Annotated in this window: 23 protein-coding genes, 1 tRNA gene and 1 pseudogene; 8 read left to right on the top strand and 17 right to left on the bottom strand. The window is 67.4% G+C overall.

The annotated features are described in order from the left end of the window. Nucleotides 1–152 precede the first annotated feature (152 nt). On the top strand, nucleotides 153–1,478 hold the full coding sequence (locus AC1RR5_RS05060) for a serine hydrolase (protein ID WP_492920006.1): 1,326 nt from the start codon (nucleotides 153–155) through the stop codon (nucleotides 1,476–1,478). 63 nt (nucleotides 1,479–1,541) lie between these two features. On the opposite strand, the gene AC1RR5_RS05055 is transcribed toward AC1RR5_RS05060, so the two are convergent. The 4 genes from AC1RR5_RS05055 to mipZ form a co-directional block, all read right to left on the bottom strand. Continuing rightward, nucleotides 1,542–2,762 (bottom strand): aminotransferase-like domain-containing protein, encoded by a 1,221-nt coding sequence (locus AC1RR5_RS05055; RefSeq protein ID WP_492920005.1) that lies wholly within the window; start codon nucleotides 2,760–2,762, stop codon nucleotides 1,542–1,544. A 75-nt stretch (nucleotides 2,763–2,837) separates the two neighbouring features. Further along, nucleotides 2,838–2,897: a hypothetical protein gene (locus AC1RR5_RS05050; protein ID WP_024265769.1), complete on the bottom strand. Its 60-nt coding sequence runs from the start codon at nucleotides 2,895–2,897 to the stop codon at nucleotides 2,838–2,840. A 14-nt stretch (nucleotides 2,898–2,911) separates the two neighbouring features. Then, on the bottom strand, nucleotides 2,912–3,346 hold the full coding sequence (locus AC1RR5_RS05045) for a J domain-containing protein (protein WP_492920004.1): 435 nt from the start codon (nucleotides 3,344–3,346) through the stop codon (nucleotides 2,912–2,914). A gap of 70 nt (nucleotides 3,347–3,416) precedes the next feature. Further along, nucleotides 3,417–4,253, bottom strand: a complete 837-nt coding sequence (gene mipZ, locus AC1RR5_RS05040; protein ID WP_492920003.1) for a division plane-positioning ATPase MipZ — start codon at nucleotides 4,251–4,253, stop codon at nucleotides 3,417–3,419. A 201-nt stretch (nucleotides 4,254–4,454) separates the two neighbouring features. Here mipZ and panC point away from each other — a divergent pair, with 201 nt between their 5' ends. Further along, a complete protein-coding gene (gene panC / locus AC1RR5_RS05035) occupies nucleotides 4,455–5,312 on the top strand; it encodes a pantoate--beta-alanine ligase (protein ID WP_492920002.1) in 858 nt (285 codons plus the stop codon). Between the two features lie 174 nt (nucleotides 5,313–5,486). On the opposite strand, the gene AC1RR5_RS05030 is transcribed toward panC, so the two are convergent. Further along, a complete protein-coding gene (locus AC1RR5_RS05030; protein WP_492920001.1) occupies nucleotides 5,487–5,888 on the bottom strand; it encodes a DUF1489 family protein in 402 nt (133 codons plus the stop codon). Between the two features lie 248 nt (nucleotides 5,889–6,136). On the opposite strand from AC1RR5_RS05030, the gene AC1RR5_RS05025 reads away from it, so the two are divergent. Next, complete coding sequence (locus tag AC1RR5_RS05025; protein WP_492920000.1) at nucleotides 6,137–6,886, top strand: DNA polymerase III subunit epsilon; 750 nt, start codon at nucleotides 6,137–6,139, stop codon at nucleotides 6,884–6,886. Nucleotides 6,887–6,957: 71 nt separating this feature from the next. Here AC1RR5_RS05025 and AC1RR5_RS05020 read toward each other — a convergent pair whose 3' ends face one another. Next, on the bottom strand, nucleotides 6,958–7,269 hold the full coding sequence (locus tag AC1RR5_RS05020) for a hypothetical protein (RefSeq protein WP_492082516.1): 312 nt from the start codon (nucleotides 7,267–7,269) through the stop codon (nucleotides 6,958–6,960). 170 nt (nucleotides 7,270–7,439) lie between these two features. Between AC1RR5_RS05020 and AC1RR5_RS05015 the strand changes: the two genes are divergently transcribed. Next, nucleotides 7,440–7,751 carry an MliC family protein gene (locus AC1RR5_RS05015; protein ID WP_492919999.1) on the top strand — a complete coding sequence of 104 codons (312 nt, stop codon included), beginning with the start codon at nucleotides 7,440–7,442 and terminating at the stop codon, nucleotides 7,749–7,751. On the opposite strand, the gene AC1RR5_RS05010 is transcribed toward AC1RR5_RS05015, so the two are convergent. The 4 genes from AC1RR5_RS05010 to AC1RR5_RS04995 form a co-directional block, all read right to left on the bottom strand. After that, entirely contained in the window at nucleotides 7,748–9,709 is a 1,962-nt protein-coding gene (locus tag AC1RR5_RS05010) for an acetyl/propionyl/methylcrotonyl-CoA carboxylase subunit alpha (protein WP_492919998.1), read from the bottom strand. The genes AC1RR5_RS05015 and AC1RR5_RS05010 overlap by 4 nt on opposite strands. Before the next feature lie 8 nt (nucleotides 9,710–9,717). Then, on the bottom strand, nucleotides 9,718–11,025 hold the full coding sequence (locus AC1RR5_RS05005; protein ID WP_492919997.1) for a DUF3667 domain-containing protein: 1,308 nt from the start codon (nucleotides 11,023–11,025) through the stop codon (nucleotides 9,718–9,720). A 22-nt stretch (nucleotides 11,026–11,047) separates the two neighbouring features. Further along, complete coding sequence (locus AC1RR5_RS05000; protein ID WP_492919996.1) at nucleotides 11,048–11,887, bottom strand: enoyl-CoA hydratase-related protein; 840 nt, start codon at nucleotides 11,885–11,887, stop codon at nucleotides 11,048–11,050. A 79-nt stretch (nucleotides 11,888–11,966) separates the two neighbouring features. Further along, nucleotides 11,967–13,559, bottom strand: coding sequence for a carboxyl transferase domain-containing protein (locus tag AC1RR5_RS04995; protein ID WP_492919995.1), 1,593 nt, complete (start codon nucleotides 13,557–13,559; stop codon nucleotides 11,967–11,969). Nucleotides 13,560–13,729: 170 nt separating this feature from the next. Here AC1RR5_RS04995 and AC1RR5_RS04990 point away from each other — a divergent pair, with 170 nt between their 5' ends. After that, nucleotides 13,730–15,505 (top strand): patatin-like phospholipase family protein, encoded by a 1,776-nt coding sequence (locus tag AC1RR5_RS04990; protein WP_492919994.1) that lies wholly within the window; start codon nucleotides 13,730–13,732, stop codon nucleotides 15,503–15,505. On the opposite strand, the gene AC1RR5_RS04985 is transcribed toward AC1RR5_RS04990, so the two are convergent. Continuing rightward, entirely contained in the window at nucleotides 15,483–16,256 is a 774-nt protein-coding gene (locus AC1RR5_RS04985) for a methyltransferase domain-containing protein (RefSeq protein WP_492919993.1), read from the bottom strand. The two genes, AC1RR5_RS04990 and AC1RR5_RS04985, sit on opposite strands and share 23 nt — an antisense overlap. Before the next feature lie 138 nt (nucleotides 16,257–16,394). On the opposite strand from AC1RR5_RS04985, the gene AC1RR5_RS04980 reads away from it, so the two are divergent. Both AC1RR5_RS04980 and AC1RR5_RS04975 read left to right on the top strand, forming a co-directional pair. Next, nucleotides 16,395–16,544: a hypothetical protein gene (locus AC1RR5_RS04980; protein WP_492919992.1), complete on the top strand. Its 150-nt coding sequence runs from the start codon at nucleotides 16,395–16,397 to the stop codon at nucleotides 16,542–16,544. A gap of 89 nt (nucleotides 16,545–16,633) precedes the next feature. Next, a pseudogene (locus AC1RR5_RS04975) lies at nucleotides 16,634–16,719 on the top strand (hypothetical protein). Nucleotides 16,720–16,817: 98 nt separating this feature from the next. Here the strand turns inward: AC1RR5_RS04975 and AC1RR5_RS04970 are convergent. The 5 genes from AC1RR5_RS04970 to AC1RR5_RS04950 all read right to left on the bottom strand — a co-directional run bounded on the left by AC1RR5_RS04970 (nucleotide 16,818) and on the right by AC1RR5_RS04950 (nucleotide 21,568). Further along, a complete protein-coding gene (locus AC1RR5_RS04970; protein ID WP_492919991.1) occupies nucleotides 16,818–17,978 on the bottom strand; it encodes an isovaleryl-CoA dehydrogenase in 1,161 nt (386 codons plus the stop codon). Between the two features lie 86 nt (nucleotides 17,979–18,064). Continuing rightward, nucleotides 18,065–19,384, bottom strand: a complete 1,320-nt coding sequence (gene spmX / locus AC1RR5_RS04965; RefSeq protein ID WP_492919990.1) for a lysozyme-family localization factor SpmX — start codon at nucleotides 19,382–19,384, stop codon at nucleotides 18,065–18,067. A 95-nt stretch (nucleotides 19,385–19,479) separates the two neighbouring features. Next, nucleotides 19,480–20,934 carry a magnesium transporter gene (gene mgtE / locus AC1RR5_RS04960; RefSeq protein ID WP_492919989.1) on the bottom strand — a complete coding sequence of 485 codons (1,455 nt, stop codon included), beginning with the start codon at nucleotides 20,932–20,934 and terminating at the stop codon, nucleotides 19,480–19,482. 151 nt (nucleotides 20,935–21,085) lie between these two features. Then, nucleotides 21,086–21,170: transfer RNA gene (locus tag AC1RR5_RS04955), tRNA-Leu, on the bottom strand. A gap of 86 nt (nucleotides 21,171–21,256) precedes the next feature. Then, on the bottom strand, nucleotides 21,257–21,568 hold the full coding sequence (locus tag AC1RR5_RS04950) for a FliM/FliN family flagellar motor switch protein (RefSeq protein ID WP_492919988.1): 312 nt from the start codon (nucleotides 21,566–21,568) through the stop codon (nucleotides 21,257–21,259). Between the two features lie 12 nt (nucleotides 21,569–21,580). Here AC1RR5_RS04950 and lipB point away from each other — a divergent pair, with 12 nt between their 5' ends. After that, entirely contained in the window at nucleotides 21,581–22,306 is a 726-nt protein-coding gene (gene lipB / locus AC1RR5_RS04945) for a lipoyl(octanoyl) transferase LipB (protein WP_492919987.1), read from the top strand. On the opposite strand, the gene AC1RR5_RS04940 is transcribed toward lipB, so the two are convergent. Further along, nucleotides 22,303–22,707, bottom strand: coding sequence for a DUF805 domain-containing protein (locus AC1RR5_RS04940; protein WP_492919986.1), 405 nt, complete (start codon nucleotides 22,705–22,707; stop codon nucleotides 22,303–22,305). The two genes, lipB and AC1RR5_RS04940, sit on opposite strands and share 4 nt — an antisense overlap. Nucleotides 22,708–22,713 lie beyond the last annotated feature (6 nt).

Below are 22,713 nucleotides of genomic sequence, written 5' to 3'. Positions count from 1 at the left end.
CAGCATTGGAAGCACGCGCCTGATTTATTCACGCCTGCGGCAAGATCGCTCACCAGTTGTTTACTTTAGCGAAAGGCCGCTTCCATCATGTTACTGGTCACGCGTGTAGCGGTGCGGAACCGCTTCCCAGTTCAAATGACGGACGCTGCTCGATGTTCGCCAAGCTTACCTCCGCCCGTTCCCTGCTAGCCGCTGCCGGCCTGGCTCTGTCGTGCCTGTTCGGCGCCGCCGCGCCGACCACCGCTTCGGCCGCCATACCCTATCTGCAGCTGAACGCTCAGGAGCCGAAATACGCGGCGATCGTGATCGACGCCAATTCGGGTGAAGTCCTTTACGACAAACGGGCTGACAGCCCCCGCTACCCCGCCTCGGTCACCAAGGTGATGACCCTGTACCTGACCTTCGAGGCGCTGAGCGAAGGCCGCCTGAAGCTGACGGACCGAGTCGTCATGTCGCCCCGCGCGGCCGCCCAGGCCCCGACCAAGATCGGCATCGCCCCCGGCGACAGCATGAGCGTCGACGAGGCCATCAAGGCCATGACCGTGAAGTCGGCCAATGACGTCGCCGTGGCCATGGCCGAGCGACTCGCCGGCAGTGAGTCGCGCTTTTCGGCCCTGATGACCCTGCGCGGCCAGGAGCTGGGCATGCGCAATACCCGTTTTGTGAACGCCTCGGGCCTGCCCGACAGCCGCCAGATCTCGACCGCTCGCGACCTGGCCGTGCTGTCGCGCGCCACGATGCGCGACTTCCCGCAGTACTACAGCTACTTCGCCGTGAAGGGCTTCTACTTCCGGGGCAACTACGTCAAAGGCCACAACCGCCTGCTGGACAGCATGGAAGGGTTCGACGGCCTGAAGACCGGCTACACCAACGCTTCGGGCTTCAACCTCGCCGGCTCGGCCGTGCGTGATGGTCGCCGCCTCATCGCCGTGGTCCTGGGCGGCCCCTCGACCGCCTGGCGCGACAACAACATGGAAGACCTGCTGCTGACCGGCTTCGACGTGATGAAGCGTCGCTCGCGCGGCGAGCGCACCACTATCGCCGCCAACATCTTCGAAGAAGAGCCCTCGGGCCCCATCGAGCGTCCCTCGACCGAACAGGGCGACGGCGACCAGGCCGGCCTGCGGATCGTGCTGACCGAGAACCCGCGCAATCCGGGCCCGGTGAAGGTCTCCCCCACCCTGCGCGGCGCCCAGGAAGCCGCCAAGCCGAAGACCGCCGCTCCCAAGGCGATCAAAAAGCCGAAGGGCGAATGGGGCGTGCAGGTCGGCGCGTTCAAGTCCAAGTCGCTGGCCAACGACCAGCTGAAGCTGGTGCGCGGCCGCTTCGCCAAGATGGTCGCCGAAGCCGAGGGCGCCGTCGAAGGCGCTGGCGGCACCTTCCGCGCCCAGTTCCAGGGCATGACCTCGGACGCCGCCCGCAGCGCCTGCTCGGCCCTGAAGGCCAAGCGCGTGCCCTGCATGGTGCTGCAGCCGTAAGGCCCTGGGGCAATCCAGAGACAAGAAACCCCGGAAGGCCTGGCCTTCCGGGGTTTTGCTTTTCTAGCCCCCGGCGACGACCTTGCGGATCAGCCTGGCGATCCGCTCGACGCCCTCTTCGATCTGGGCGTCGGTCGGCAGGGAGTAGCTGAGGCGGATGGCGTTGGCCTTCTGGACCTCGGCATAGAACGGCGCGCCCGGCACGAAGGCCACGCGCTCTTCCTCGATGGCCCGGGCCAGCAGCGCCGCGCCGTCGATGCCTTCCGGCAAGTCGATCCAGACGAACATGCCGCCCTCGGGACGCGACCAGGTCACGCCTTCGGGCATTGTCCGTTCCAGGGCCGCCAGCATCGCCCGCCCCTTGGCGCCGTACGCGCCGCGCAGGCGGTGCAGGTGCTGGTCGTAGCCTTCCGAGACGGCGCGGTGGGCGACCATCTGGTTGATCGTTGAGACGTGCAGGTCGGCGCCTTGCTTGAGCAAGACCAGCTTCTCGATCACCGCCTTGGGGCCGCAGACCCAGCCGATGCGCAGGGCCGGCGACAGGGTCTTGGACAGGGTGCCCAGGAACATGGTGCGGGCGTTGTCGATGCTGCCCGCGCGGGCGATGTCGAGGGCCAGCAGGGTCGGGGTCGACTCGCCGATGAAGCGCAGCTCGCGATAGGCCGCGTCCTCGACCAGGGTCATGTCCAGGGCGTCGGCCAGGGCCAGCACGCCTTCGCGCTCTTCCAGGGTCAGGCTGACGCCGGTCGGGTTGGCGAAGTCGGGCACGAAATAGCCGAGCGCGCCGTGCGGCAGGTCGGTGCTCGTCGGATCCTGCAACGCGCCTTCCGGCAGGTCGCGATAGGCCGGCTGGTAGCCATTGAAGGCCTGCAGCGCGCCCAGATAGGTCGGGCGGGCCACCACGACGGTGTCGCCCGGGCTGACGAACAGCTTGCCGATCAGGTCCAGCGCCTGCTGCGAGCCGGCGGTCAGCATGATGTTGTGCGGCTCGCACGGCATGCCGTCACGGGTCATGCGCTCGGCGATCCACTGGCGCAGCGGCAGATAGCCCTCGCTGACCGAATATTGCAGCGCCTGCCGCGACAGGGCCGGATCGGCCAGGATGGCGTCATAGCCGGCCTGGATCTGCTCGGCCGGGAACAGGCCGGGATCGGGTATGCCGCCGGCGAACGACAGGATGTCGGGCTGATCCAACAGCTTGAGAAGCTCGCGGATCTCGCTCGCGCGGACACGGGCCATGCGCTCGCTGAAGCGCTCGGCCCAATCGATAGTTTGGGTGGTCATGGGGTGATCAAAAGTCCGAACTGAAATGACGTCTTGAGCCGCATACGGCGGCTCGCTCTGCACGAAGTCAGAGCGTCATACCGAGCAGGTCTGGCCGGAGGACCGGCGGCGCCAGAAGCGTTCGCGATTGATCATGTCCCTGTCCTAGCTCAGCTGCGGCGCTTGATCAAACGATCCCGCGCGGCATTCAGCTGGGCGGCCAGCCCCTCGGTGCCGCCCTTGTCGGGATGGGCCATCTGGATCAGGCGGGTATAGGCCGCCTTGACCTCGGCCAGGCTGGCGTCGGCGCTCACGCCCAGGATGGCGCGGGCTTCGGTGAGGCTGAGTTCGGCCTTGGGCGGCTGGACCATCTCGCGGCGGATGATGGGCCTGCGGCGGGCTTCGGTGACGCTCCACAGGCCGATGACGCCCAGCACGATCCCCGTACCCCACGAGCCCCGGATCGTGGCGTAGGCGGCCGCGGCGAAGGCGGCGATCGAGGCCGCGCCCGCGCCGACCCGCCAGCCGTCGCCGTTCAGGAACGCGCGACCCTTCGGCCACAGCAGGAAGACGAGGATGGCCGCGCCCAGCAGCAGGTACAGCATCGCAACTCCAAATACGAAAACGGGCGGCCAGTCGCCCCGGCCGCCCGCTCCTAGTCATGTAGCTGTTGGACTACTGCGCCGCCAGCAGGGTCTCGCCCGAATAGGCCGACAGACCCAGGCTGTGCATCAGGGCGCGCAGTTCCTGGCGGGCGGCCAGATGCTGCAGCGACACCGGCACCGGACGCACCTGCGGCGACAGGTCGGCGATGGTCAGGCCGAATGGGAACAGCTCGCGATAGATGACGCGGTCGCGCAGGCCGGGGCCGATGCGGAAGCCGACGCGCTTGGCCAGGGCCGTAAGACGGTCCTCCAGGCGCTTGCGGTTACGGGCTTCGGTCGTGGCCAGGCGGTTGCGCAGCACCACCCAGTCCATGGCCTGGCGCTGGCCCGACAGGGCGCGCTGCTTTCGGCCTTCCCAGACGGTCAGCGAATAGAGGCTGGGCTTGGTCAGCTCCAGCGTGACCGGATCGACGGTGCCCAGCATGTCGAAGTCGACGAAGCTGTCGTTCATCGGCGTGACGACCAGGTCCGCGCGGCCGTGGGCCAGGCGCGTGATGGCGCTGTCGCCGCCTGGGGTGTCGATCAGGATGAAGTCGCACGCTTCCGCCGCCTTGGCGAAGGCGGCCTCGAAACCGGCGACCTGCTCGTCTTCCGACTTCTCGGCCAGGGCGATGTCGTTGTCGCTGAGGGTCAGCGACAGCGGCATGGGCAGGTCCAGCTTCTTGCTGGCCGTCCAGGCGACGCGGTTCTCGAAGAACCGGCCCGAGGTGCGTTGACGAAGGTCCAGGTCGAGGACGGCGACCTTGGCGCCGCCGTACAGCAGCGCGGTGGCAAGGTGGACGGCGATGGTGGACTTGCCCGCACCACCTTTTTCGTTGCCGACGACGATGACGCGCGTTTCGGCCATGGCTCGATCCTCGATGCGTCGCGACTCGGCGCGACCTTGGACTGAAGGTTAACACGATGTTACCAGCGCCCTATCGGGTCAACCGGTTCAATCCACAGGCATAATTGTCGCACCCCCGACATTGAGTTCCCGCAAGGGATAGTGGACCTCTCAAGGCCGCGAGGTCATAAGCCGGGCCTGTCCGCGTGGAGCCCTTTCGCAATGAGCAGCCCGACCATCGTCCGCACCGTCGCCGAGATGCGCGAGCACGTGCGCGCCTGGAAGGCCGCCGGCCAGCGCGTGGCCCTGGTCCCGACCATGGGCGCCCTGCACGAAGGCCACCTCAGCCTGATCCGCCTGGCCCGCCAGAGCGCCGACCGGGTGATCGCCACCATCTTCGTCAATCCCAAGCAGTTTGCGCCGCACGAGGACTTCGACGCCTATCCGCGTGGCGAAGCCGCCGATGTCGCGCAGTTGGCCTCGGTCGGCTGTGACCTGCTGTTCGCCCCGAACGGCGCGGAGATGTACGCCCCCGGCTTCGCCACGGCGATCAGTGTCTCGGGCGTCTCCGAGCCGCTGGAAGGCGCGGCCCGGCCGCAGTTCTTCGGCGGCGTGGCGACGGTGGTGGCCAAGCTGTTCATCCAGAGCCAAGCCGATGTCGCGGTTTTCGGCCAGAAGGACTACCAGCAGCTGCAGGTGGTCAAGCGCATGACCCGCGACCTGGACATCCCCATCGAGATCATCGGCGCCCCGACGGCGCGGGCCAACGATGGCCTCGCCCTCTCCTCGCGCAACGCCTACCTGTCGGCGGACGAGCGCGCCGCCGCCGTGGCCCTGCCCGACGCCATGAAGGCCGCCGCCGCTGAAGTGGCCGCCGGTGGTCGCATCGACGCGGCCGAGCAAAAGGCGACGGCCGCCCTGAAGGCGGCCGGCTTTGGTCAGGTCGATTATGTGGAAGTGCGCGAGGCCGGCGACCTGTCGCGCCTGGGTCCCGGTCCGATCGGCAGCGCCGAAGGCCGGATCCTGGTCGCCGCGTGGCTGGGCAAGACGCGGCTCATCGACAACATGGCTGTCGGCTGATTAGATCGGCTTGAGAGCGATCAACAGGCCGGCGACCAGGCCTATGAACAGCATCCCGACGCCCAAGGCAGCGAAACCGGCTCTCATCGTCATCCCTCCGCAATCCCCTGCGGCAAGATGACACTCTCCACGGTTGCCAGAAAGCTAACAACTCGCGCGAAAGTTACAGCGCAGCTACCAGGCGCCCAGTTCGCGCAGTTGCCGGGCCAGGTCCGGCGGCAGGTCGGCGGCTTCACGTTCGCTCAGGTCCGGCGGGACATCCTCAGGCTTGAGATAGCGCCAGCCCTGAAAGGCCCGGCGCGGCTGCGGCGCGACCCGGATGATGGTCGGATCGATCGTCACCTCGCAGCGCGCCGCCGCCCCCTCGCCCACCGTGTCGATGGCCAGGATCGTCTGGCGGCACAGGATCTGGCCCTTGAACACCCGGTACAGCGAGCCGCCGTCCAGCACCTCGTCGATCCGCTTGGGCGTCATGCGGGTGTGCATGACCCACGGGCGGTCGCTCTCCTTGTGCCAGGCCAGGAGATCCTCGACGGTGTCGCAACCGACGACCAGCTTGATGATGTGCAGCGCCATAGGTCGCTAGATAGCGTGTAGGCGGAGCAACACAACCGCTCCCTTCGCCGCTTGTTCGCGCATGGGGGGAAAGCGATCGACGATCCGCATGACAGCGTTATCCCTTAGTCAATCGCGTTCTGTGGGGGCGCGGGGGGCGACAGCCCGACACCGCCGTTACGGATGCCTTGTGGGGGGCCGTCCGCAGCGGCGGTTCTGTTTTGGGGCCAAATGTTGGATCGCGGACGATCCAGCCCCATTATCCTTGAATGTCCCCAACCCGCGTCCGCGTCATCGATCTCGAGACCGCAGGCTCCGGCCCCAACGACGTCTGCGAGATCGGCTGGCAGGACGTCGTCCAGGATCCCGACGGCCGCTGGCGTCTCGATGAAGAGCGCGGCGCGCACCTGGTCAATCCGGGCCATCCGATCTCGCCGGAAACCATGGCGGTGCACCACATCCTCGACGCCGAGGTCGCCGGCGCGCCGTTCTGGCGCGAGATCGCGGCGGGCGTCCTGCGCCCCGAAGGCGGCGTCGAGGCCCTGGCCGCCCATCGCGCCGCCTTCGAGCAGCGCTACTGCACGCCCCGGTTCACGGGCGAGACGCCGTGGATCTGTACCTGGAAATGCGCCCTGCGGCTGTGGCCCCACCTGCAGAGCTTTTCCAACCAGATGCTGCGCTACCAGCGCATGCCCGAGGGCCTGGTCCATGAGCTGGGCCTGCCGGCCCACCGCGCCCTGCCCGACGCCTATGTCACGGCCCACCACCTGCGCGACATGCTGAACGAGGCCTCGCTGGAACAGCTATTGGCCTGGAGCCGCGAGCCGGGCCTGCTGCCCCGTGTGCCGACCGGTCCCGACCGGGGCAAGCCCTGGCAGCGCCTGGACGCCGAGACCCTGCGAGCCTTCGCCAGGGACCGCGACGCGGCCCTGCGCTTCAGCGCCGAGACCGAGCTGCGCCGTCGCGGCGAGACGCTGGATCCGCCCCCGCCCGAACCGGCCCAGCGCACCCTGCTCTAGGCCCGGAATGCAAAAAGCCCCCGCTGGCGAACCAGCGGGGGCGATTTCAGCGCAGACGCTAAGTCTAAGACTTACGCGCCGCCCGGGAAGCGGAAGGGAACCTTCACCGAACCGGTCTTGGCGCCCATCGGCAGCTTCTCGGCGATGCACATGGCGGCCTTGTCGAAGCCCTTGCCGGCGGCGCTGTTGTCGACGACCTTGCAGTCCGACAGCTTGCCGTCAGCGGCGCTGCATTCCAGCATCACCTGCGCGGCGTCGCGCGTGTTGGCGAACTGCTGCAGGCAGCGGCCCATCTGGTCTTCAAAACCACCGGCGGCCGAAGCGGCCTGAGCGACGAAGAAGCTGCCAGCGAGACCCGCGGCGAAAGCGATCGAGAGTTTCATACCCACCTAATTCCTTCTGGAACCGAACCAAACTTGTGAGGATGGTTATCGCGCCTAAGCCCTAAGGAACGGCCAAGGTTCGCGGTTAATCATTTCCAAAAATGGTGAACGCCGCCGTAGGCCTAACGTGCGTTATCCTGGTTGTGTCACGAAAGAAGGGAGATGCGATAATGAAGATGATCGTCCCGGCGCTCGCCGCCACGCTGGTCACGGGCTGCGCCACCGCCACGCCTGCCACGCCGCCTCAGGACGAGCACCGCGTCACCTATGGCTGTGATCGTGGGCCGGACCTGACGGTGGTCTATAGCGAAGGCCAGGCCAGCATCATCGGCTCGGATGGCACCGCCGCGATCGTGCTGCCGCAGAAGCCGGCGGCGTCCGGCGTCTGGTACGAAACGCCCACCCACTCGATCCGCGGCAAGGGCGACGAGGTCACCTACACCGTGGGGCGGATGGTCCCGATGACCTGCAAGGTGCGCTAGGCTTTCGCTTCCAGCCGCGCCAGCACCACGCCCTCGCTGACCTGGCCGCCGGCGACGACGGTCAGTTCGGCCACCACGCCATCGAACGGCGCGGCCAAGGCGTGTTCCATCTTCATGGCTTCCAGGGTCAGCAGGGTCTGACCCTTGGTGACCACTTGGCCGGCTTCGACGGCGACCGAGACGATCTTGCCCGGCATCGGCGACAGGATCGCGCCGTCCAAGGCCGCGCCCTCGCCCGCGCCGCCGACCTGGGCCTCGAAGTCGAAGGTCTGGACGTCGCCGCCCTCGAACACCTGGATCGGGCCCTTGCCGTGGGTGGTCGGAAGGCGGGTGACCTCGTCGAAGGTCGCGCCGTCCTGGTGGCGGATGTCCCACGACCAGTCCTCGCTGCCGCCGCCGATCAGGGCTACCTGCAGCGGCATGGCCTCGCCGTCGGCCGACATCGGCAGATGCATCGGCGCGCGCGGAGCGTTCATGCGGAAGCCCAGCAGCTTGGACGGCGCGCTTTCCCACGGGTCGCGGCGGGCCTCGGCCTCCAGGAAGCTGTCCAGCCGCCAGCCGATCGCGGCCATGGCCGGCTCGTCGCTGAAGCTGCGCTCGACCAGCTCGTCGAGGCGCGCTTCGATGAAGCCGGTGTCGACCGCGCCGTCGATGAAGTCCGGATGGCTGGCGCACTTGGCCAGGAAGGCGGCATTGGTCTTGACCGGCCAGACCTCGACCAGGGCGCAGGCCTCGGCGAGGCGCTGGGCAGCGTCTTCGCGGTCGGCGCCGTGGGCGATCAGCTTGGCGATCATCGGATCGTAGAAGGGCGTGACCTCGCCGCCCTCCTCCACCGCGCTGTCAACGCGGACATCGCCTTCCGGCAGGCGGAAGTGCTTCAGCTTGCCGGTCGAGGGCAGGAAGCCGGTGGCGGGGTTCTCGGCATAGAGGCGGGCCTCCATAGCCCAGCCGTCCAGGGTGATCTCGTCCTGCTCCAGCGGCAGCGGTTCGCCCGAAGCGACCAGCAGTTGCCACTCGACAAGGTCCTGGCCAGTGACCATCTCGGTGACCGGGTGCTCGACCTGCAGGCGGGTGTTCATTTCCATGAACCAGATGCGGTCGGCGCGCAGACCTTCGGAGGCGTCGGCGATGAACTCGACCGTGCCGGCCCCGACATAACCCACCGCCTGGGCGGCCTTCACGGCGGCGGCGCAGACGGCGGCGCGGGTGGCCTCGTCCATGCCAGGGGCCGGAGCCTCCTCGATGACCTTCTGGTGGCGGCGCTGCAGCGAGCAGTCGCGCTCGAACAGGTGGACGACATTGCCGTGGGTGTCGCCGAACACCTGCACCTCGATGTGGCGCGGGCGGGTGACGTACTTCTCCAGCAGCACGCGGTCGTCGCCGAAGCTGGCGGCGGCCTCGCGGCGGCACGAGCCCAAAGCGGCCTCGAAGTCCTCCGCGCGGTCGACTTTGCGCATGCCCTTGCCGCCGCCGCCGGCCACGGCCTTGATCAGCACCGGGAAGCCGATTTTGCCGGCTTCGGCCGTCAGGCGCTCGACCGACTGGTCCTCGCCCAGATAGCCCGGCGTGGTCGGCACGCCGGCCTCGATCATCACCTTCTTGGCCGCATCCTTCAGGCCCATGGCGCGGATCGCCGAGGGCGGCGGGCCGATCCAGACCAGGCCCGCGTCGGTGACGCTCTGGGCGAAGTCGGCATTCTCGGACAGGAAGCCGTAGCCGGGGTGGATGGCTTCCGCTCCCATCTGTTTCGCAGCCGCCAGGATCTTCTTGGGATCCAGGTAGCTCTCCTTGGCCGGCGCCGGACCGATGAGGATCGCTGCGTCGGCCTCCAGCACGAACGGGGCGTTCGCGTCGGCTTCCGAATAGACGGCGATCGTCCGCACGCCCAGCTCGCGGGCGGTGCGGATGATGCGTCGGGCGATCTCGCCGCGGTTGGCGATCAGGACGGAGGAGAGCAAGGCGGAACCTACATCTGGGAAAGGGTGAAGACCATCAGAGCGAGGAGCAGGGACGCGAACGCGACGACGGTCATGGACCAGACGACGAACGTCTTCAGCAGGGCGCCGACGATGCTGGAGCCGTAGCCCCCGCGCAGGGTCTGGAAGAGGTTGATCGGCGTCCACAGCAACACGATCGTCAGGGCCGGAGCCACCAGCGCGCCTGGCAGCACGAACACCAGCGCCCAGGTCAGGAACGAGAACGACAACAGGTTCGTGGCCACCAGCAGGTGGTCGTAGATGAAGTACTGGCGCTTGTTCAGATAGACGAAGGCCAGGCTGAGGCCGATGATCGGCAGCAGCAGCACCGCCAGGCGGTGGGCCCAGCCGAACAGCACCAGAAGGTAGTAGTCAGGGTTGGCCACGGCCTTGGCCAGGCCATCCTTGGGGAAGTACTTGGACGCTTCCTTGGCTTCGTGGCCGCCGGTGGCATGTTCCGGCGCGGTGTGGCCAGCGTTGGCCGGCACGACCACGTTGAACTGCTGGCCGCCGATCTGGGCCTCGGCGAGCTTGTTCGCGCCAGCCTCGAGCTTCTCGGGGCTCTGGAAATCCAGCCCGCGGATCTGCTCGGCGGCATTGGCGTTGCGGTTGTGCAGCCGGTCCAGCGCCTCCTTGCCGGCGTTGGGATTGTTCTGGATAGCCTCGGCCTTGGCGACCGCCTTGGCGTAGCGGTCCTCGGCCTTCTTGACGTCGTCGGCATATTCTTCGGCGATCGCGGCCTTGTCGGCGCCCGCTTCCTTGAGGTCGGCGTCGCGCTCCTCGACGGCGTCCTTCAGGCGCTCGGCGCGGTCGGTGGTCGCGTCCTTGCGGATCTCGTCGGCCTTGGCCTTGCGGCCCTGATGCGTCATCAGCGCCTGGGCTTCCTTCTCTTCCTTCAGCTCCTGCTCGTGGCGGATGCCGTGGATGGCGTGCTCGGCCGCGAAGATGAACAGCAGCAGGGCCACCAGGAAGGTGCGGAACGGCGGCACGTGCCGCACGATCCGGCCTTCCATGTAGTCCTTGGCCAGCTTGCCCGGCTTGAAGAACAGCAGCGGCAGGGTGTTGGCCAGGCGACCGTCGAGGTGGAACATCCCCTCGATGGCCTCCCAGATCAGATGCAGGATCGAGCGGTGATGGGTGTCGGCGTTCTGGCCGCAGTCGTGGCAGAACCAGCCCTCGAGCGAGGCCCCGCAGTTCTTGCAAGGCTCGCCCTGATGGGTGAACGGCTTCTTGCGACGCCCGACGAGCCCGGCGGCCGAGTCCGCCGCCGCCGCTTCCAGTTCAACACCTGTCACCACGCCCTACGCCCCCTGATTGAGTCTATTCAGCCCAGGACGGTTTACGACGAGCCAGGAACGCGCGCACGCCTTCTTGTCCCTCTTCCGACACGCGGCGGCGGGCGATGCGTTTGGCGCTCTCCTCGATCAGGCCCTTGTCGATTTTCTGGCCAGCGAAGTCGTTGACCAGGGCCTTGGCGTCGCCGATCGCGCCGGGGGCGCAGGGCAGCATCTCCTCGATCAGGGCGTCGCGGGCGACTTCCAGGCTGGCGACGTCGTCGAACACCTCGTCGACCAGGCCGTAGCCCCAGGCGTCGTCGGCGTCGAACACCCGGCCAGTGGCGAACAGCAGCTTGGCCGTTCGCGGGCCCAAGGCCTGGATCACATAGGGGCTGATGGTCGCCGGGGTCAGGCCCAGCTTCACTTCCGAGAACGAGAACTTGGCGTCGATCAGGGCGATGGCGTGGTCGCAGGCGGCCACCAGGCCGGCGCCGCCGCCGAAGGCCGGGCCTTCGACCAGGGCCACGGTCAGGGCCGGGATGTCGTGCAGGGCTTTCAGCATGTGCGCCAGGCCCAAGGCGTCGTCGCGGTTGTCGTCCTCGTCCCACTCGACGGCCGCGCCCATCCATTCCAGGTCGGCGCCGGCGCTGAACGCACCGCCCACGCCGCGCAGGAACACGATCCGCACGCCCTCGGCCCCGTGCAGGGTCTCGAAGGCCTCGCGCAGGCCGGCGATGGTCTCGGCGTCGAAGGCGTTCTTCTTGTCGGGCCGGTTGATCCACACGGTGACCGCGCCGTCGGGCGTGCTGTCGATGTGGACCAGCGGGGTCATCGCGTCGGTGTCGGTCACTTCGACGATGGGGTCGGCGATCGGGTTGGTCATGGCGTGCCCTCTTCTTCCTTGTCTGGAGCGTGATGGCCGCCGAAACCGGCTTCCACTTTCGGCTATCACGCTCTCGAAGCTACATTCGGAAAACGCCGAAGGTCGTCTCCGGGATCGGCGCATTCAGCGACGCCGAGATGGCCAGACCCAGGACGTCACGGGTTTGAGCCGGATCAATGATGCCGTCATCCCAGAGCCTTGCTGTGGCATGGTACGGATTGCCCTCATCCTCGTAGCGCTGGCGGATCGGCGTCTTGAAGGCTTCCGCCTCCTCCGGCGTCCACTTGGCAGCGTCGCGGTGGACGGTAGCCAGCACACTGGCGGCCTGCTCGCCGCCCATCACCGAGATCCGGCTGTTGGGCCAGGTGAACAGGAAGCGCGGGCTGTAGGCGCGGCCGCACATGCCGTAGTTGCCGGCGCCGAAGCTGCCGCCGATCAGGACGGTGAACTTGGGGACCTCCGCCGAGGCGACGGCCGTGACCAGCTTGGCGCCGTCCTTGGCGATGCCGCCGGCCTCGTACTTGCCGCCGACCATGAAGCCCGAGATGTTCTGCAGGAAGATCAGCGGGATCTTGCGCTTGCAGGCCAGCTCGATGAAGTGCGCGCCCTTCACGGCGCTCTCACTGAACAGCACGCCATTGTTGGCCAGGATCGCCACCGGCTGGCCCCAGATGCGGGCGAAGCCGCAGACCAGGGTCGTGCCGTACAGCGCCTTGAACTCGTCGAACTGGCTGCCGTCGACGATGCGGGCGATGACCTCGCGTACGTCGTAGGGAGCGCGGACGTCGGTCGGGACGATGCCGTAAATCTCTTCGGGATCGTAAAGCGGCGGCTCGGACTCGGTGATGACCAGCTGGTCGGGCTTGGTGGTGTTGAGATTGGCGACGATCGAGCGGACGATCTCCAGCGCGTGCTCGTCGTTCTCGGCCACGTGGTCGACGACGCCGGAGCGACGGCCGTGGGTCTCGGCCCCGCCCAGTTCCTCGGCGCTGATCACCTCGCCCGTGGCGGCCTTCACCAGTGGCGGGCCGGCCAGGAAGATGGTGCCCTGGTTGCGGACGATGACGGTCTCGTCGCTCATCGCGGGGACATAGGCCCCGCCGGCGGTGCACGAGCCCATGACGCAGGCGATCTGCGGGATGCCCACGGCGCTCATGCGAGCTTGATTGAAGAAGATGCGGCCGAAGTGGTCGCGGTCGGGGAAAACTTCGGCCTGATGCGGCAGGTTCGCGCCGCCGCTGTCGACCAGATAGACGCACGGCAGGCGGTTCTGGGCGGCGATCTCCTGGGCGCGCAGGTGCTTCTTCACCGTCATCGGGAAGTAGGCGCCGCCCTTCACCGTGGCGTCGTTGGCCACGATCATCACCTCGCGGCCGGACACCCGGCCGACGCCGCAGATCATGCCCGCGCCGGGGGCCTCGCCACCATAGAGGTCGCAGGCGGCCAGCTGGCCGATCTCCAGGAAGGGTGAGCCCGGATCCAGCAGGCGCTCGACGCGCTGGCGGGGCAGCAGCTTGCCGCGCGAGGCGTGGCGCTCGCGCGAGCTCTCGGGACCGCCCAGGGCCGCTTCCGCGACCTTTGCGCGCAGCTCGTCGGCCAGCGCGCGGTTATGGGCCGCATTACGGGCGAAAGCGTCACCGGACGCGTCGATAACGGAGTTCAACTTCGGCATGACCGACGCTTAGCCTCTTCCACCCTATCCCGGAAGTCGTAGTTTTTTGGACCCTGAAGAGAAAGATTCTGGGCCAAATCCGTTCTCGGACATTTCGGCTTCGTAGGCAACAGTTGCGCCCGAACGCGCCCCCGTGGTCAAGCCTTGCGCTCTGCGTTAGCGTCCGCGCCGTGGAAACGCCCTTGCCCGACGACTCGGCCCTGGCGCGTCTGTTCGCCCGCGAGCGGCGCACCGGCGTGGCCAGCTGGTTCTCCCTGCCTGGCGGGGCGACGCTGTTCGAGCCCGGCGAGGACGCCGACAACCTCTATTTCCTCAAGACCGGCCGCCTGGGCGCCTTCCGCCGGGAAGAAGGCCAGGAGCCGCAGTTCCTGGGCGTGATCCGTCCGGGCGAGCCGGCCGGCGAGATGGCCATGATCGGCGGCACGCCTCATTCGGCCAACATGGTGGCCCTGCGCGACAGCGAGGTCCTGGCCCTGCCCCGCGAGGACTTCTTCGAGGCCGCCGAGGAAGACCCCACCGTGATGCTGGAGCTGTCGCGGCTGATGATCCGTCGCGCCCGCCAGGCCCAGACCCATGCGGCGATCGGCGATCCGTCGGTGTTCGGCTTCATCGCCGTCGAGGCCGGAGCGGCGATCCGGCCGATCGTCGAGCGCCTCGCCCGCTGCATCGAGACACTGGGCTATTCGGTCACCGTCGAGGGCGGCGAGTCCCTGCTGGCCCCCACCGAGTGGTTCAGCAATGTCGAGCGCGAGCACGACTTCGTCCTCTATGTCGCCGAGGCCGACGAGACGGCGTGGAAGCACGTCGTCGGGCGTCAGGTGGACCGATTGTTCCGCATCGGACGCGGCGACCGCGCCCCGCCGGCCAGCATCCCCAGCTATGCCTCCGGTCCCCTGCAGGCCCAGCGGCTGGTCGACCTGATCCTGCTGCAGTCGGCTACGGTCGCGCGCCCGGTCGGTTCGGCCGCCTGGGTCGAGGCCACCCAGGCCGCGCGGCTGTTCCATCTGCGCGAGAACGGCGTGGCCGACATGCAGCGGCTGGCGCGGGTGCTGACCGGCCAGTCGGTGGGCCTCGTGCTCTCGGGCGGCGGCGCGCGGGCCTATGCCCATGTCGGCGCGATCCAGGCCATGCGCGAGCGCGGCATTCCAATCGACTTCGTCGGCGGCGCCTCGATGGGCGCGATCGTCGCGGCCGGCATCGCCATGGGCTGGGACGACGGCGAGATGGAGACCCGCATCCGCAAGGCCTTCGTCGACACCAGCCCTTTGGACGACATCGCCTTCCCCCTGATCGCCATGACCCGGGGCGAGAAGGTCAAGGCGCGGCTGGACGAGCATTTCGGCACGGTCGACATCAGCGACCTGTGGCTGCCGTTCTTCTGCGTCTCGTCGAACCTGACCTCGGGCGCCTATCACCTGCATCGCACGGGTGACCTGCAGACGGCGCTGAGGGCGACGATCTCGCTGCCGGGCGTGTTGCCGCCGGCCACCGAGAACGGCGCGGTGCTGGTCGACGGGGCGGTGATGAAGAACTTCCCGGCCGACGTCATGCGCTCGTTCCAGCTGGGGCCGATCGTCGGTGTCGACGTCACGCGTGGCCGCAGCATCACCGCTGAGGACGTCTATCGTCCGCCGTCGATCTGGAGCTGGATCCTCTCGGGCGAATGGCGCAAGGGCCCGCCGATCGTGGCCCTGCTGATGCGGGCCGCTACAGTGACGACCGGCCGGGATCTTGCCGCCGCCCGCGAGGCCACCGACGTCTTGATAACGCCCAAGCTGGAGGGCATCGACATCCGCGACTGGCGCGCCTTCGAACCCGCTGTCCGCGCCGGCTACGTCGCCGCCAGCTTCGCCCTGGAAGCCTTGCACCTGCCGGTCACCGAACTGCGCCGCCGGCCCAGCCTGGCCGAGAAGCGCGCGGGGCTCATCCCTTCCGCGCGACGATAAACAGCCGCTTGAACGGAAACAGCGTCACGCCGTCCTCGCGGCGCGGATAGTCCTGCGCTAACCGGGCCCGCCAGGCGTCCAGGAACGGCGCCTTGGCCTCGTCCGGCAGGGCGTCGAGATAGGGCCGCAAGGTGGTGCCCATGGTCCAGTCGACGATCGGATCCTGGCCATACAGGGCGTGCAGATAGGTCGTGGTCCAGATATCGACGTCCGGGCACAGCGGCGCCAGCCAGGCGTAATAGTCCTCCGCCGCATTGGCGTGGCGCACGCCCTCGACGCCGGTCAGGTGCTTTGCCCACGGCCCTTCGGCGGCGATCTCGCTCAGGGTCCCGCGCCAGCCCAGGCCGTCGGCTACCGGCATCTGGATGGCCAGCACGCCTCCGGGCGACAGGCTCTCGGCCAGGCGCGGGATCAGGATCTCATGGTCGTCGACCCACTGCAGGGCGGCGTTGCTGAAGATCAGGTCCGTCGGCGCGTCCGGAGCGAAGCTCTTGATATCGCTCATAATCCACTCGACCCGCGTTGGCAGCGCCTTGGCCCGCTCCAGCATCTCGGGACTGGAATCCAGCCCCCTCACCCGCGCCTGCGGATGCCGGGCGGCCAGCAGCGCCGCCTGCTCGCCCAGGCCACAGCCCAGGTCCCAGATGTCGCGAGGATCCAGGTCGCGCGGGATGGATGTCAGCAGGTCAAACGCCGGCCGCTCCCGGTATCGGCGATAAAGGGCGTAGGTATCCGGGTCCCAGCTGGCCATGCGAATCCCTTCCCGCCCGATCGTCCGGACCCATGCAACCTGCGCCTTTGTGAAGAATTCTTCCTATAGGCGAAGATTCATCATACGGTTCGAGTCAGGTCTCCGACAGAGGGACTACTAGGGAAGGATTCACGCGGTATGCCCACGCGCATTCACTTGGCGCCGAACGGTCCCTCGGACCCTTCGCCCAGCATTCGTCGTTTCAATTTCAACCGTCCCATCGCGGTCGGCGCGGCCCTCATTCTGTGGGCGGCCATCCTGGTGGGCCTCAAGCTGCTGTCGGTCTGATCATTCGACGCTGCGACCTCGCGTCGCGCGCGATACCCTCTTTTCAAGCGCGCGATCAGCCCCATATGCTGACTGTAGTGTTCAACCAACTGAAAGGAGGTGACCAGTGTCTCATTGTCTCCAACCGCGGTCGCAAGTCGTGACCTGGAGCCTTAAGAGTGAGGTCTCCGCCTAGGCGTTGAGCGCCCAAGGTTTCTAAGTCACGCGCTGCGAAAGCGGCCACGACGATGGAGGGCCGTCCCGAGCAATCGGGGCGGCCCTTTTTCATGCCCGCTATGCGCCGATCAGCTCTCGGCCGATCAGGAAGCGGCGGATCTCGTTGGTGCCGGCGCCGATGTCATAGAGCTTGGCGTCGCGCAGCAGGCGCTCGACCGGCCACTCCTTGGTGTAGCCGGCGCCGCCCAGGGCCTGGATAGCCTCCAGCGACACCTTCACCGCATTCTCGGACGCCATCAGGATCGCGCCGGCCGCGTCGAAGCGCGTGGTCTTGCCGGCGTCGCAGGCGCGGGCCACGGCATAGACGTAAGCCCGGGCCGAGTTCAGGGCCACGTACATGTCGGCGATCTTACCCTGCATCAACTGGAACGAGCCGATGGCCTGGCCGAACTGCTTGCGGTCGCGAACATAGGGCAGGACGATATCGAGGCAGGCCTGCATGATGCCCAGCGGACCGGCGCTGAGCACCGCGCGCTCATAGTCCAGGCCGCTCATCAGCACCCCGACGCCGCCGCCGACCGGGCCCATGATGTTCTCTTCCGGGATCTCGCAGTCCTCGAACACCAGCTCGGCGGTGTCGCTGCCGCGCATGCCCATCTTGTCCAGCTTCTTGGAGACGCTGAAGCCCTTCATGCCCTTCTCGACGATGAAGGCGGTGATGCCGCGGCTGCCTTCGCCCGTCTTGGCGTAGACCACCAGGGTGTCGGCGTGCGGGGCGTTGGTGATCCAGAACTTGGTGCCGTTCAGGACGTAGCGATCGCCGCGCCGCTCGGCGCGCAGCTTCATCGACACCACGTCCGAGCCCGAGCCGGCCTCGCTCATGGCCAGCGAGCCGACATGCTCGCCGCTGATCAGCTTGGGCAGGTAGCGTTGCTTCTGGTCGGGCGTGGCCCAGCGGCGGATCTGGTTGACGCACAGGTTCGAGTGCGCGCCGTACGACAGGCCCACCGAGGCCGAGGCGCGGGAGATCTCCTCCATGGCGATCACGTGCTCGAGATAGCCGAGGCCCAGGCCGCCGAACTCCTCCTCCACCGTGATGCCGTGCAGGCCCAGGTCGCCCATCGGGACCCACAGGTCGCGCGGAAATTCGTTGGTCTCATCGATCTTGGACGCGATCGGCGCGATCTTGTCGGCGGCGAAGCGGGCCGTGGTGTCGCGGATCGCGTCAGCCGTCTCGCCCAGCGCGAAATCCATCGAGGGTGCGAAATTCATCGTCATTAGTTTCCTCCCATAGCACGAACGCCCACGGATCACCGGGACCCGTGGGCGTTCTTGCTCAGTTTCCGCGAGGGAAGCAAAGAAAACTATTCTTCATCTTCACCCGTTTCCGGACCGGCAAGGCGGCGAAGCAGAAGATAGGCCGAAACCACGAAGCAGATCGCGCCAATCATGCTGGCGCCGTAGCCGAACATCTTCACGCCGCTGTCCGAGCCCGAGGCCACGGTCAGGATCCACAGCACGCCGCCGCCGAACAGGGCCAGGCCCAGGATGCCCAGGCTGATCAGCAGGCTGGTATTGCCGAAGCGCGGTTGCTCCGACTCGACCATCGGCACGTCCATCGGGTGCAGGTCGACCTCTTCGCTGGTCGAGAAGCCGCCCAGATTGAACACCGACGACGCCGAGGCCGGACCGCCGAACAGGCTCGGCTCGCTGGGCGCCGGCTTGGCGGCCGGGGCGAAGGCCTCGACCGGCGTCGGCTTGGCGACTTCTTCCACTTCGGCCGGTTGCGGCGTCAGGCGGAACGGCGTGAACTCGACCGGGGCCGGCGCCGCGATGGGCTCGATCGGGGTCGTGGTCGGCTCATTCTGGAACAGGACGGGCGCCGGCTCGGTGACGATCGGCTGAGCCGGAGCCGGCGGCTCGGGCAGGCCCAGGTCGTCCTGGCGGGCGACCGGCTTGGTCGTCGTGGTCGTCGCGCTTGGCGGGGAGTCCGAGAGGATGGCCTCCAGGCGCGCGCTGACGGCGGCGGCCGACTGCTCGGTCTGGGTCGGACCGTCCTCTTCCGGGACAACCACGTTCAGCGGCAGGCCTTCTTCCCGCTCAGCGACGACGCGGTCGCCTTCCGTGCGGGTGTTGACGGCCATCGGCGTCTGTTTCGGAATGGCGCAGCTGGCGTCGTAGTCGACCTTGGGACGCAGCACCGGGCTGGGCGCGGGCACCCATTCGCCGTTGGCCGGCGTCAGGAACAGGGTCTTCTCGGCCGAGCGGCGACGAACCAGGGCGTCGATGACGATCCGCTCGCCCTCGAAGTCGGCCTTGCGCCACATCTCCATCGCGCACGCGGCTTGCAGCAGCGAGCCCTCGTTGATCCGGCGCAGCACGCCCGAGCGGAGGAAGTTGTCGAGGCCGATATTGAAGGCGAAGCAGACCAGCGCGTCGAACTGGTTTTGATTCAGCGGCGCGTAGGTGTGTTCGTTGACCGAGTGCGCGACCGAGATCAGGTCGTACAGCAGCAGGGCCTCGGCGTCCTTTTCAGAGACGGAGGCGCCGGCGCGAGCGGTCAGGGTGTGGCCATAGCCGACCGTCCAGCGCCCGTCGGGGAGCTGCGCGGCCTTCTGACGGTAGCCTTCGAATCTCTTGATGAGATCGACGGCCGTCCGGGTGACCTGATGGCGCGGTTTCATCGCGGAGTTTGACCCAGTTTGAGACAGACGCGGATGCGTTCGTCTGTCCCGGCGCAAGGTCGGCGCCAGTTTTCCCTACTGGCGCGAGAAAAGCGTCAATGCAGCAGCAGCGCCGCGATCAGCAGCACCGCGAAGAAGCCGGTGAAGTCGGTCAGGAAGGTCACGAAGATCGACGACGACACCGCTGGGTCGCGGCCCATCTTCTCCAGCGCCAGGGGCATCAGAATGCCACCCAGGGCGGCGGTGAAGATGTTGGCGATCAAGGCCGAGCCGACGATGATCGCCAGCTTGCCATGATGGTCGGCGGGTCCGAAGAACAGATAGGTCGCCGCCCCCATGACCAGGGCCAGGCACACGCCGTTGACCAGCCCGACCAAAAGCTCGCGCAGAACGATCCGGCGGGCGTTGGCTGTGGTCAGTTCCTTGCTGGCCAGGGCGCGCACGGCCACGGCCAGGGTCTGGGTGCCGGCATTGCCGCCCAGGGACGAGACGATCGGCATCAGGATGGCCAGGGCCACCAGCTGGGCGATCTCGGCCTGGAAGATGGCGACGCCGCTGACCGCCAAGGTGGCGGTGGCCAGGTTCAGCATCAGCCACGGCAGGCGCGACTTGACGATTTCGACCACCGAGGCGTCGCGGCCGGCGTCGGACACACCGGCCAGGGCCAGGATGTCTTCCTCGGCTTCGTCGCGGATGACCTCGACGATGTCGTCGACGGTGATCTGGCCCACCAGACGCCCGCCCGCATCGATCACCGGGGCGCTGATCAGGTGGTATTTGTCGAAGATGTAGGCGACCTCTTCCTGGTCCATGCCGACATCGATTTCGGTCGCCGCCTCCATCAGCTCGGCCAGCGGCGTGTCGCGGCGGCTGCGCAGCAGGATGCTGATCGGGATCGCGCCCACCGGCTTGTAGGTGGGATCGACCACATAGACGTCGAAGAACAGCTCGGGCAGCTGGTCGCCCGCCTCGCGGACGTGATCGATCGTCTGGCCGACGGTCCAGAACTCCGGCGCGGCCAGGAACTCGCGCTGCATCAGACGGCCGGCGGTCTCGTCCTCGTACGACAGGGTCGTCTCGATGGCGGCGCGGTCCAGCTCGCCCATGGCGGCCAGCACCTGGAAGCGCTTGGTGTCGTCCAGGTCGTCGATGACGTCGGCGGCGTCGTCGGTGTCCAGTTCCTCCAGCGCCCGGGCCAGGGTCACCGACGGCGTGGCTTCCAGGATCTCCTCACGGAGATTCTCGTCCATCTCCGAGATGATCTCGCCCAGCGCCTCGGGGTCGAGCAGCGGGATCACGTCTTCGCGGTAGTCGGCGGTCAGGAAGCCCATCAGGTCGGCGACGTCGGCCGGCTCCAGCGCCGTCACCAGCTCGCGCAGACGCTTGAGGTCGCCGCTGTCGACGGCGTCGATCACCATCTCGACATATTCGGGATTGAGGGCGTAGTCGTCGCCTAGGGCGAGATCTTCCAGCTCCTCGGGGGTCTCGGATTTGGCCAGCGGGATGTCGTCCAACACGTCATCAGTCAGTTCGGCGATTTCCCGGGTCATGGGGGCCTCCTGAGCTCTTAGAGCGCGTGGGTTCGTTGGGCTGGGTCCGATGAAGCGCGCTTGGGGCGAAACCAAGGCTAGAAACGATTAGAGCGCCCCTAGCGAGTCGGAAACCGATTTCGCCGGGAGCGCTCTATTCTGTGTTCAACACTGGTGCGGTCGAGAAGACTCGAACTTCCACATCTTGCGATACAGCGACCTCAACGCTGCGCGTCTACCAATTCCGCCACGACCGCTCGTGGTGAGGGGCGGCAGGTAGCAAACTGAATCGGATTTGGGAAGCCGGAAGTTTCGCTATGAGCGAAACGAAGCCTGCGACGAATTAAGCGCCGCCGGCCATGTAGTCATAGACGTCGGCCGCGCGGGTCACCTGGATGGCGATGCGGTCGTCGCTGATCTGGATCTCACCGCGCGCGATCGGGTGGTTGTTGGCCAGGATCCACACTTCGTCATTGGTCTTGGCGTCCAGCGGGATCACCGCGCCGCGGCCCATGCGCAGCAATTGCTGCATGGGAAGGATCGACCGGCCCAGCAGGACGGAGATCTCGACATTGACGGCGTTGACCTGGCTCACGAAGTAAGACCCTTGAACTGACACACGCGACCGACCGGGTCGCCACCGTCTCGATCGCAAGATTAGGGCCACATGCTTGCTCTCCCGTTAAACGCTGAAAACACTGGGCTTCCGATGATGGCGCGCGAGGACGCGGCGCCCGTGGGGTGGGCAGTTTCGACCGACTACGTGCCCTACCCGGCAGCCGTGGCCGCCATGGAGGCGCGCGCGGCCGCCATTGCCGATGGCACGGCGGGCGAGCTAATCTGGCTGCTGGAGCATCCGCCGCTCTATACGGCTGGCGTTTCGGCCAAGCCGGGCGACCTGATCGAGCCGGACCGCTTCCCGGTGTTCGAGAGCGGCCGCGGCGGGCAGTTCACCTATCACGGCCCCGGCCAGCGGGTGGCCTATGTCATGCTGGACCTGACCAAGCGCGGCCGCGACGTGCGCGCCTTCGTCGCGGCGCTGGAGGCCTGGATCATCGATGCCCTGGCCGCCTTCAACGTCACCGGCGAGCTGCGCGACGGCCGCGTCGGCGTCTGGGTCGAGCGCAAGGGCGCCGGCTGGAGCCGCGAGGACAAGATCGCCGCCATCGGGGTCAAGCTGCGCAAGTGGGTTAGCTTCCACGGCATCAGCCTGAACGTGGAGCCGGACCTTGGCCACTTCTCCGGCATCGTGCCCTGCGGTCAGGTCGAACACGGGGTAACCAGCTTGGTGGACCTCGGCTTGCCCGTGACGCTGGACGAGGCCGACGCAGCGCTGAAGGCCAGCTTCCAGAAGATCTTCGGACCGGTCGAGGACGCCGGCGCGCCCGTCTAGACCTGGACGGCTTTCAGCGGATTGACGCCATAGCGGTTGGCGCCCTGCTCGCCGCCCATAACGCCCAGCTCGACGACCGACCAGACCAGGACCAGCGAGAACAGGAAGTCCAGGAAGTGCTCGGGCTGCGGCCAGACCGCGATCACAGCGATCAGGATCAGCAGCGACCACCAGCCCGACCGGCCGCGATCATGCAGGCGCTTGGACAGCAGGCAGGCCCCGGAAAACAGCAGGATCGGGTACACGAACCAGCCCGTCAGCCAGTGCAGGGTGTAGTTGGCCAGCGCCTCGTAGAAGGCCGCCAGGCCGATCACCACCGCCGCCGCGATCAGGAACGGCGTCCGCGCCAGCCTGCCGTTCGACGACAGGAACAGCTCCGCCCATTCGTTACGATCGCTCATTTCGCC

It is taken from the genome of Caulobacter sp. GW821-FHT11E11, assembly GCF_058808315.1.
This window is presented reverse-complemented; position numbering and strand designations above follow the sequence as displayed.

Excerpts from the sequence above, each read along its gene's own strand:
- AC1RR5_RS04980 (WP_492919992.1), top strand. The coding sequence starts at position 16,395 with ATGCCCACGCGCATTCACTTGGCGCCGAACGGTCCCTCGGACCCTTCG.
- panC (WP_492920002.1), top strand. The coding sequence starts at position 4,455 with ATGAGCAGCCCGACCATCGTCCGCACCGTCGCCGAGATGCGCGAGCAC.
- AC1RR5_RS05055 (WP_492920005.1), bottom strand. The coding sequence starts at position 2,762 with ATGACCACCCAAACTATCGATTGGGCCGAGCGCTTCAGCGAGCGCATG.
- AC1RR5_RS05020 (WP_492082516.1), bottom strand. The coding sequence starts at position 7,269 with ATGAAACTCTCGATCGCTTTCGCCGCGGGTCTCGCTGGCAGCTTCTTC.
- AC1RR5_RS04940 (WP_492919986.1), bottom strand. The coding sequence starts at position 22,707 with ATGAGCGATCGTAACGAATGGGCGGAGCTGTTCCTGTCGTCGAACGGC.
- mipZ (WP_492920003.1), bottom strand. The coding sequence starts at position 4,253 with ATGGCCGAAACGCGCGTCATCGTCGTCGGCAACGAAAAAGGTGGTGCG.
- AC1RR5_RS05045 (WP_492920004.1), bottom strand. The coding sequence starts at position 3,346 with ATGCTGTACCTGCTGCTGGGCGCGGCCATCCTCGTCTTCCTGCTGTGG.
- AC1RR5_RS05000 (WP_492919996.1), bottom strand. The coding sequence starts at position 11,887 with ATGACCAACCCGATCGCCGACCCCATCGTCGAAGTGACCGACACCGAC.
- AC1RR5_RS05025 (WP_492920000.1), top strand. The coding sequence starts at position 6,137 with ATGTCCCCAACCCGCGTCCGCGTCATCGATCTCGAGACCGCAGGCTCC.
- AC1RR5_RS04970 (WP_492919991.1), bottom strand. The coding sequence starts at position 17,978 with ATGACGATGAATTTCGCACCCTCGATGGATTTCGCGCTGGGCGAGACG.
- lipB (WP_492919987.1), top strand. The coding sequence starts at position 21,581 with ATGCTTGCTCTCCCGTTAAACGCTGAAAACACTGGGCTTCCGATGATG.
- spmX (WP_492919990.1), bottom strand. The coding sequence starts at position 19,384 with ATGAAACCGCGCCATCAGGTCACCCGGACGGCCGTCGATCTCATCAAG.
- AC1RR5_RS05015 (WP_492919999.1), top strand. The coding sequence starts at position 7,440 with ATGAAGATGATCGTCCCGGCGCTCGCCGCCACGCTGGTCACGGGCTGC.
- mgtE (WP_492919989.1), bottom strand. The coding sequence starts at position 20,934 with ATGACCCGGGAAATCGCCGAACTGACTGATGACGTGTTGGACGACATC.
- AC1RR5_RS05030 (WP_492920001.1), bottom strand. The coding sequence starts at position 5,888 with ATGGCGCTGCACATCATCAAGCTGGTCGTCGGTTGCGACACCGTCGAG.
- AC1RR5_RS05060 (WP_492920006.1), top strand. The coding sequence starts at position 153 with ATGTTCGCCAAGCTTACCTCCGCCCGTTCCCTGCTAGCCGCTGCCGGC.
- AC1RR5_RS04985 (WP_492919993.1), bottom strand. The coding sequence starts at position 16,256 with ATGGCCAGCTGGGACCCGGATACCTACGCCCTTTATCGCCGATACCGG.
- AC1RR5_RS04995 (WP_492919995.1), bottom strand. The coding sequence starts at position 13,559 with ATGCCGAAGTTGAACTCCGTTATCGACGCGTCCGGTGACGCTTTCGCC.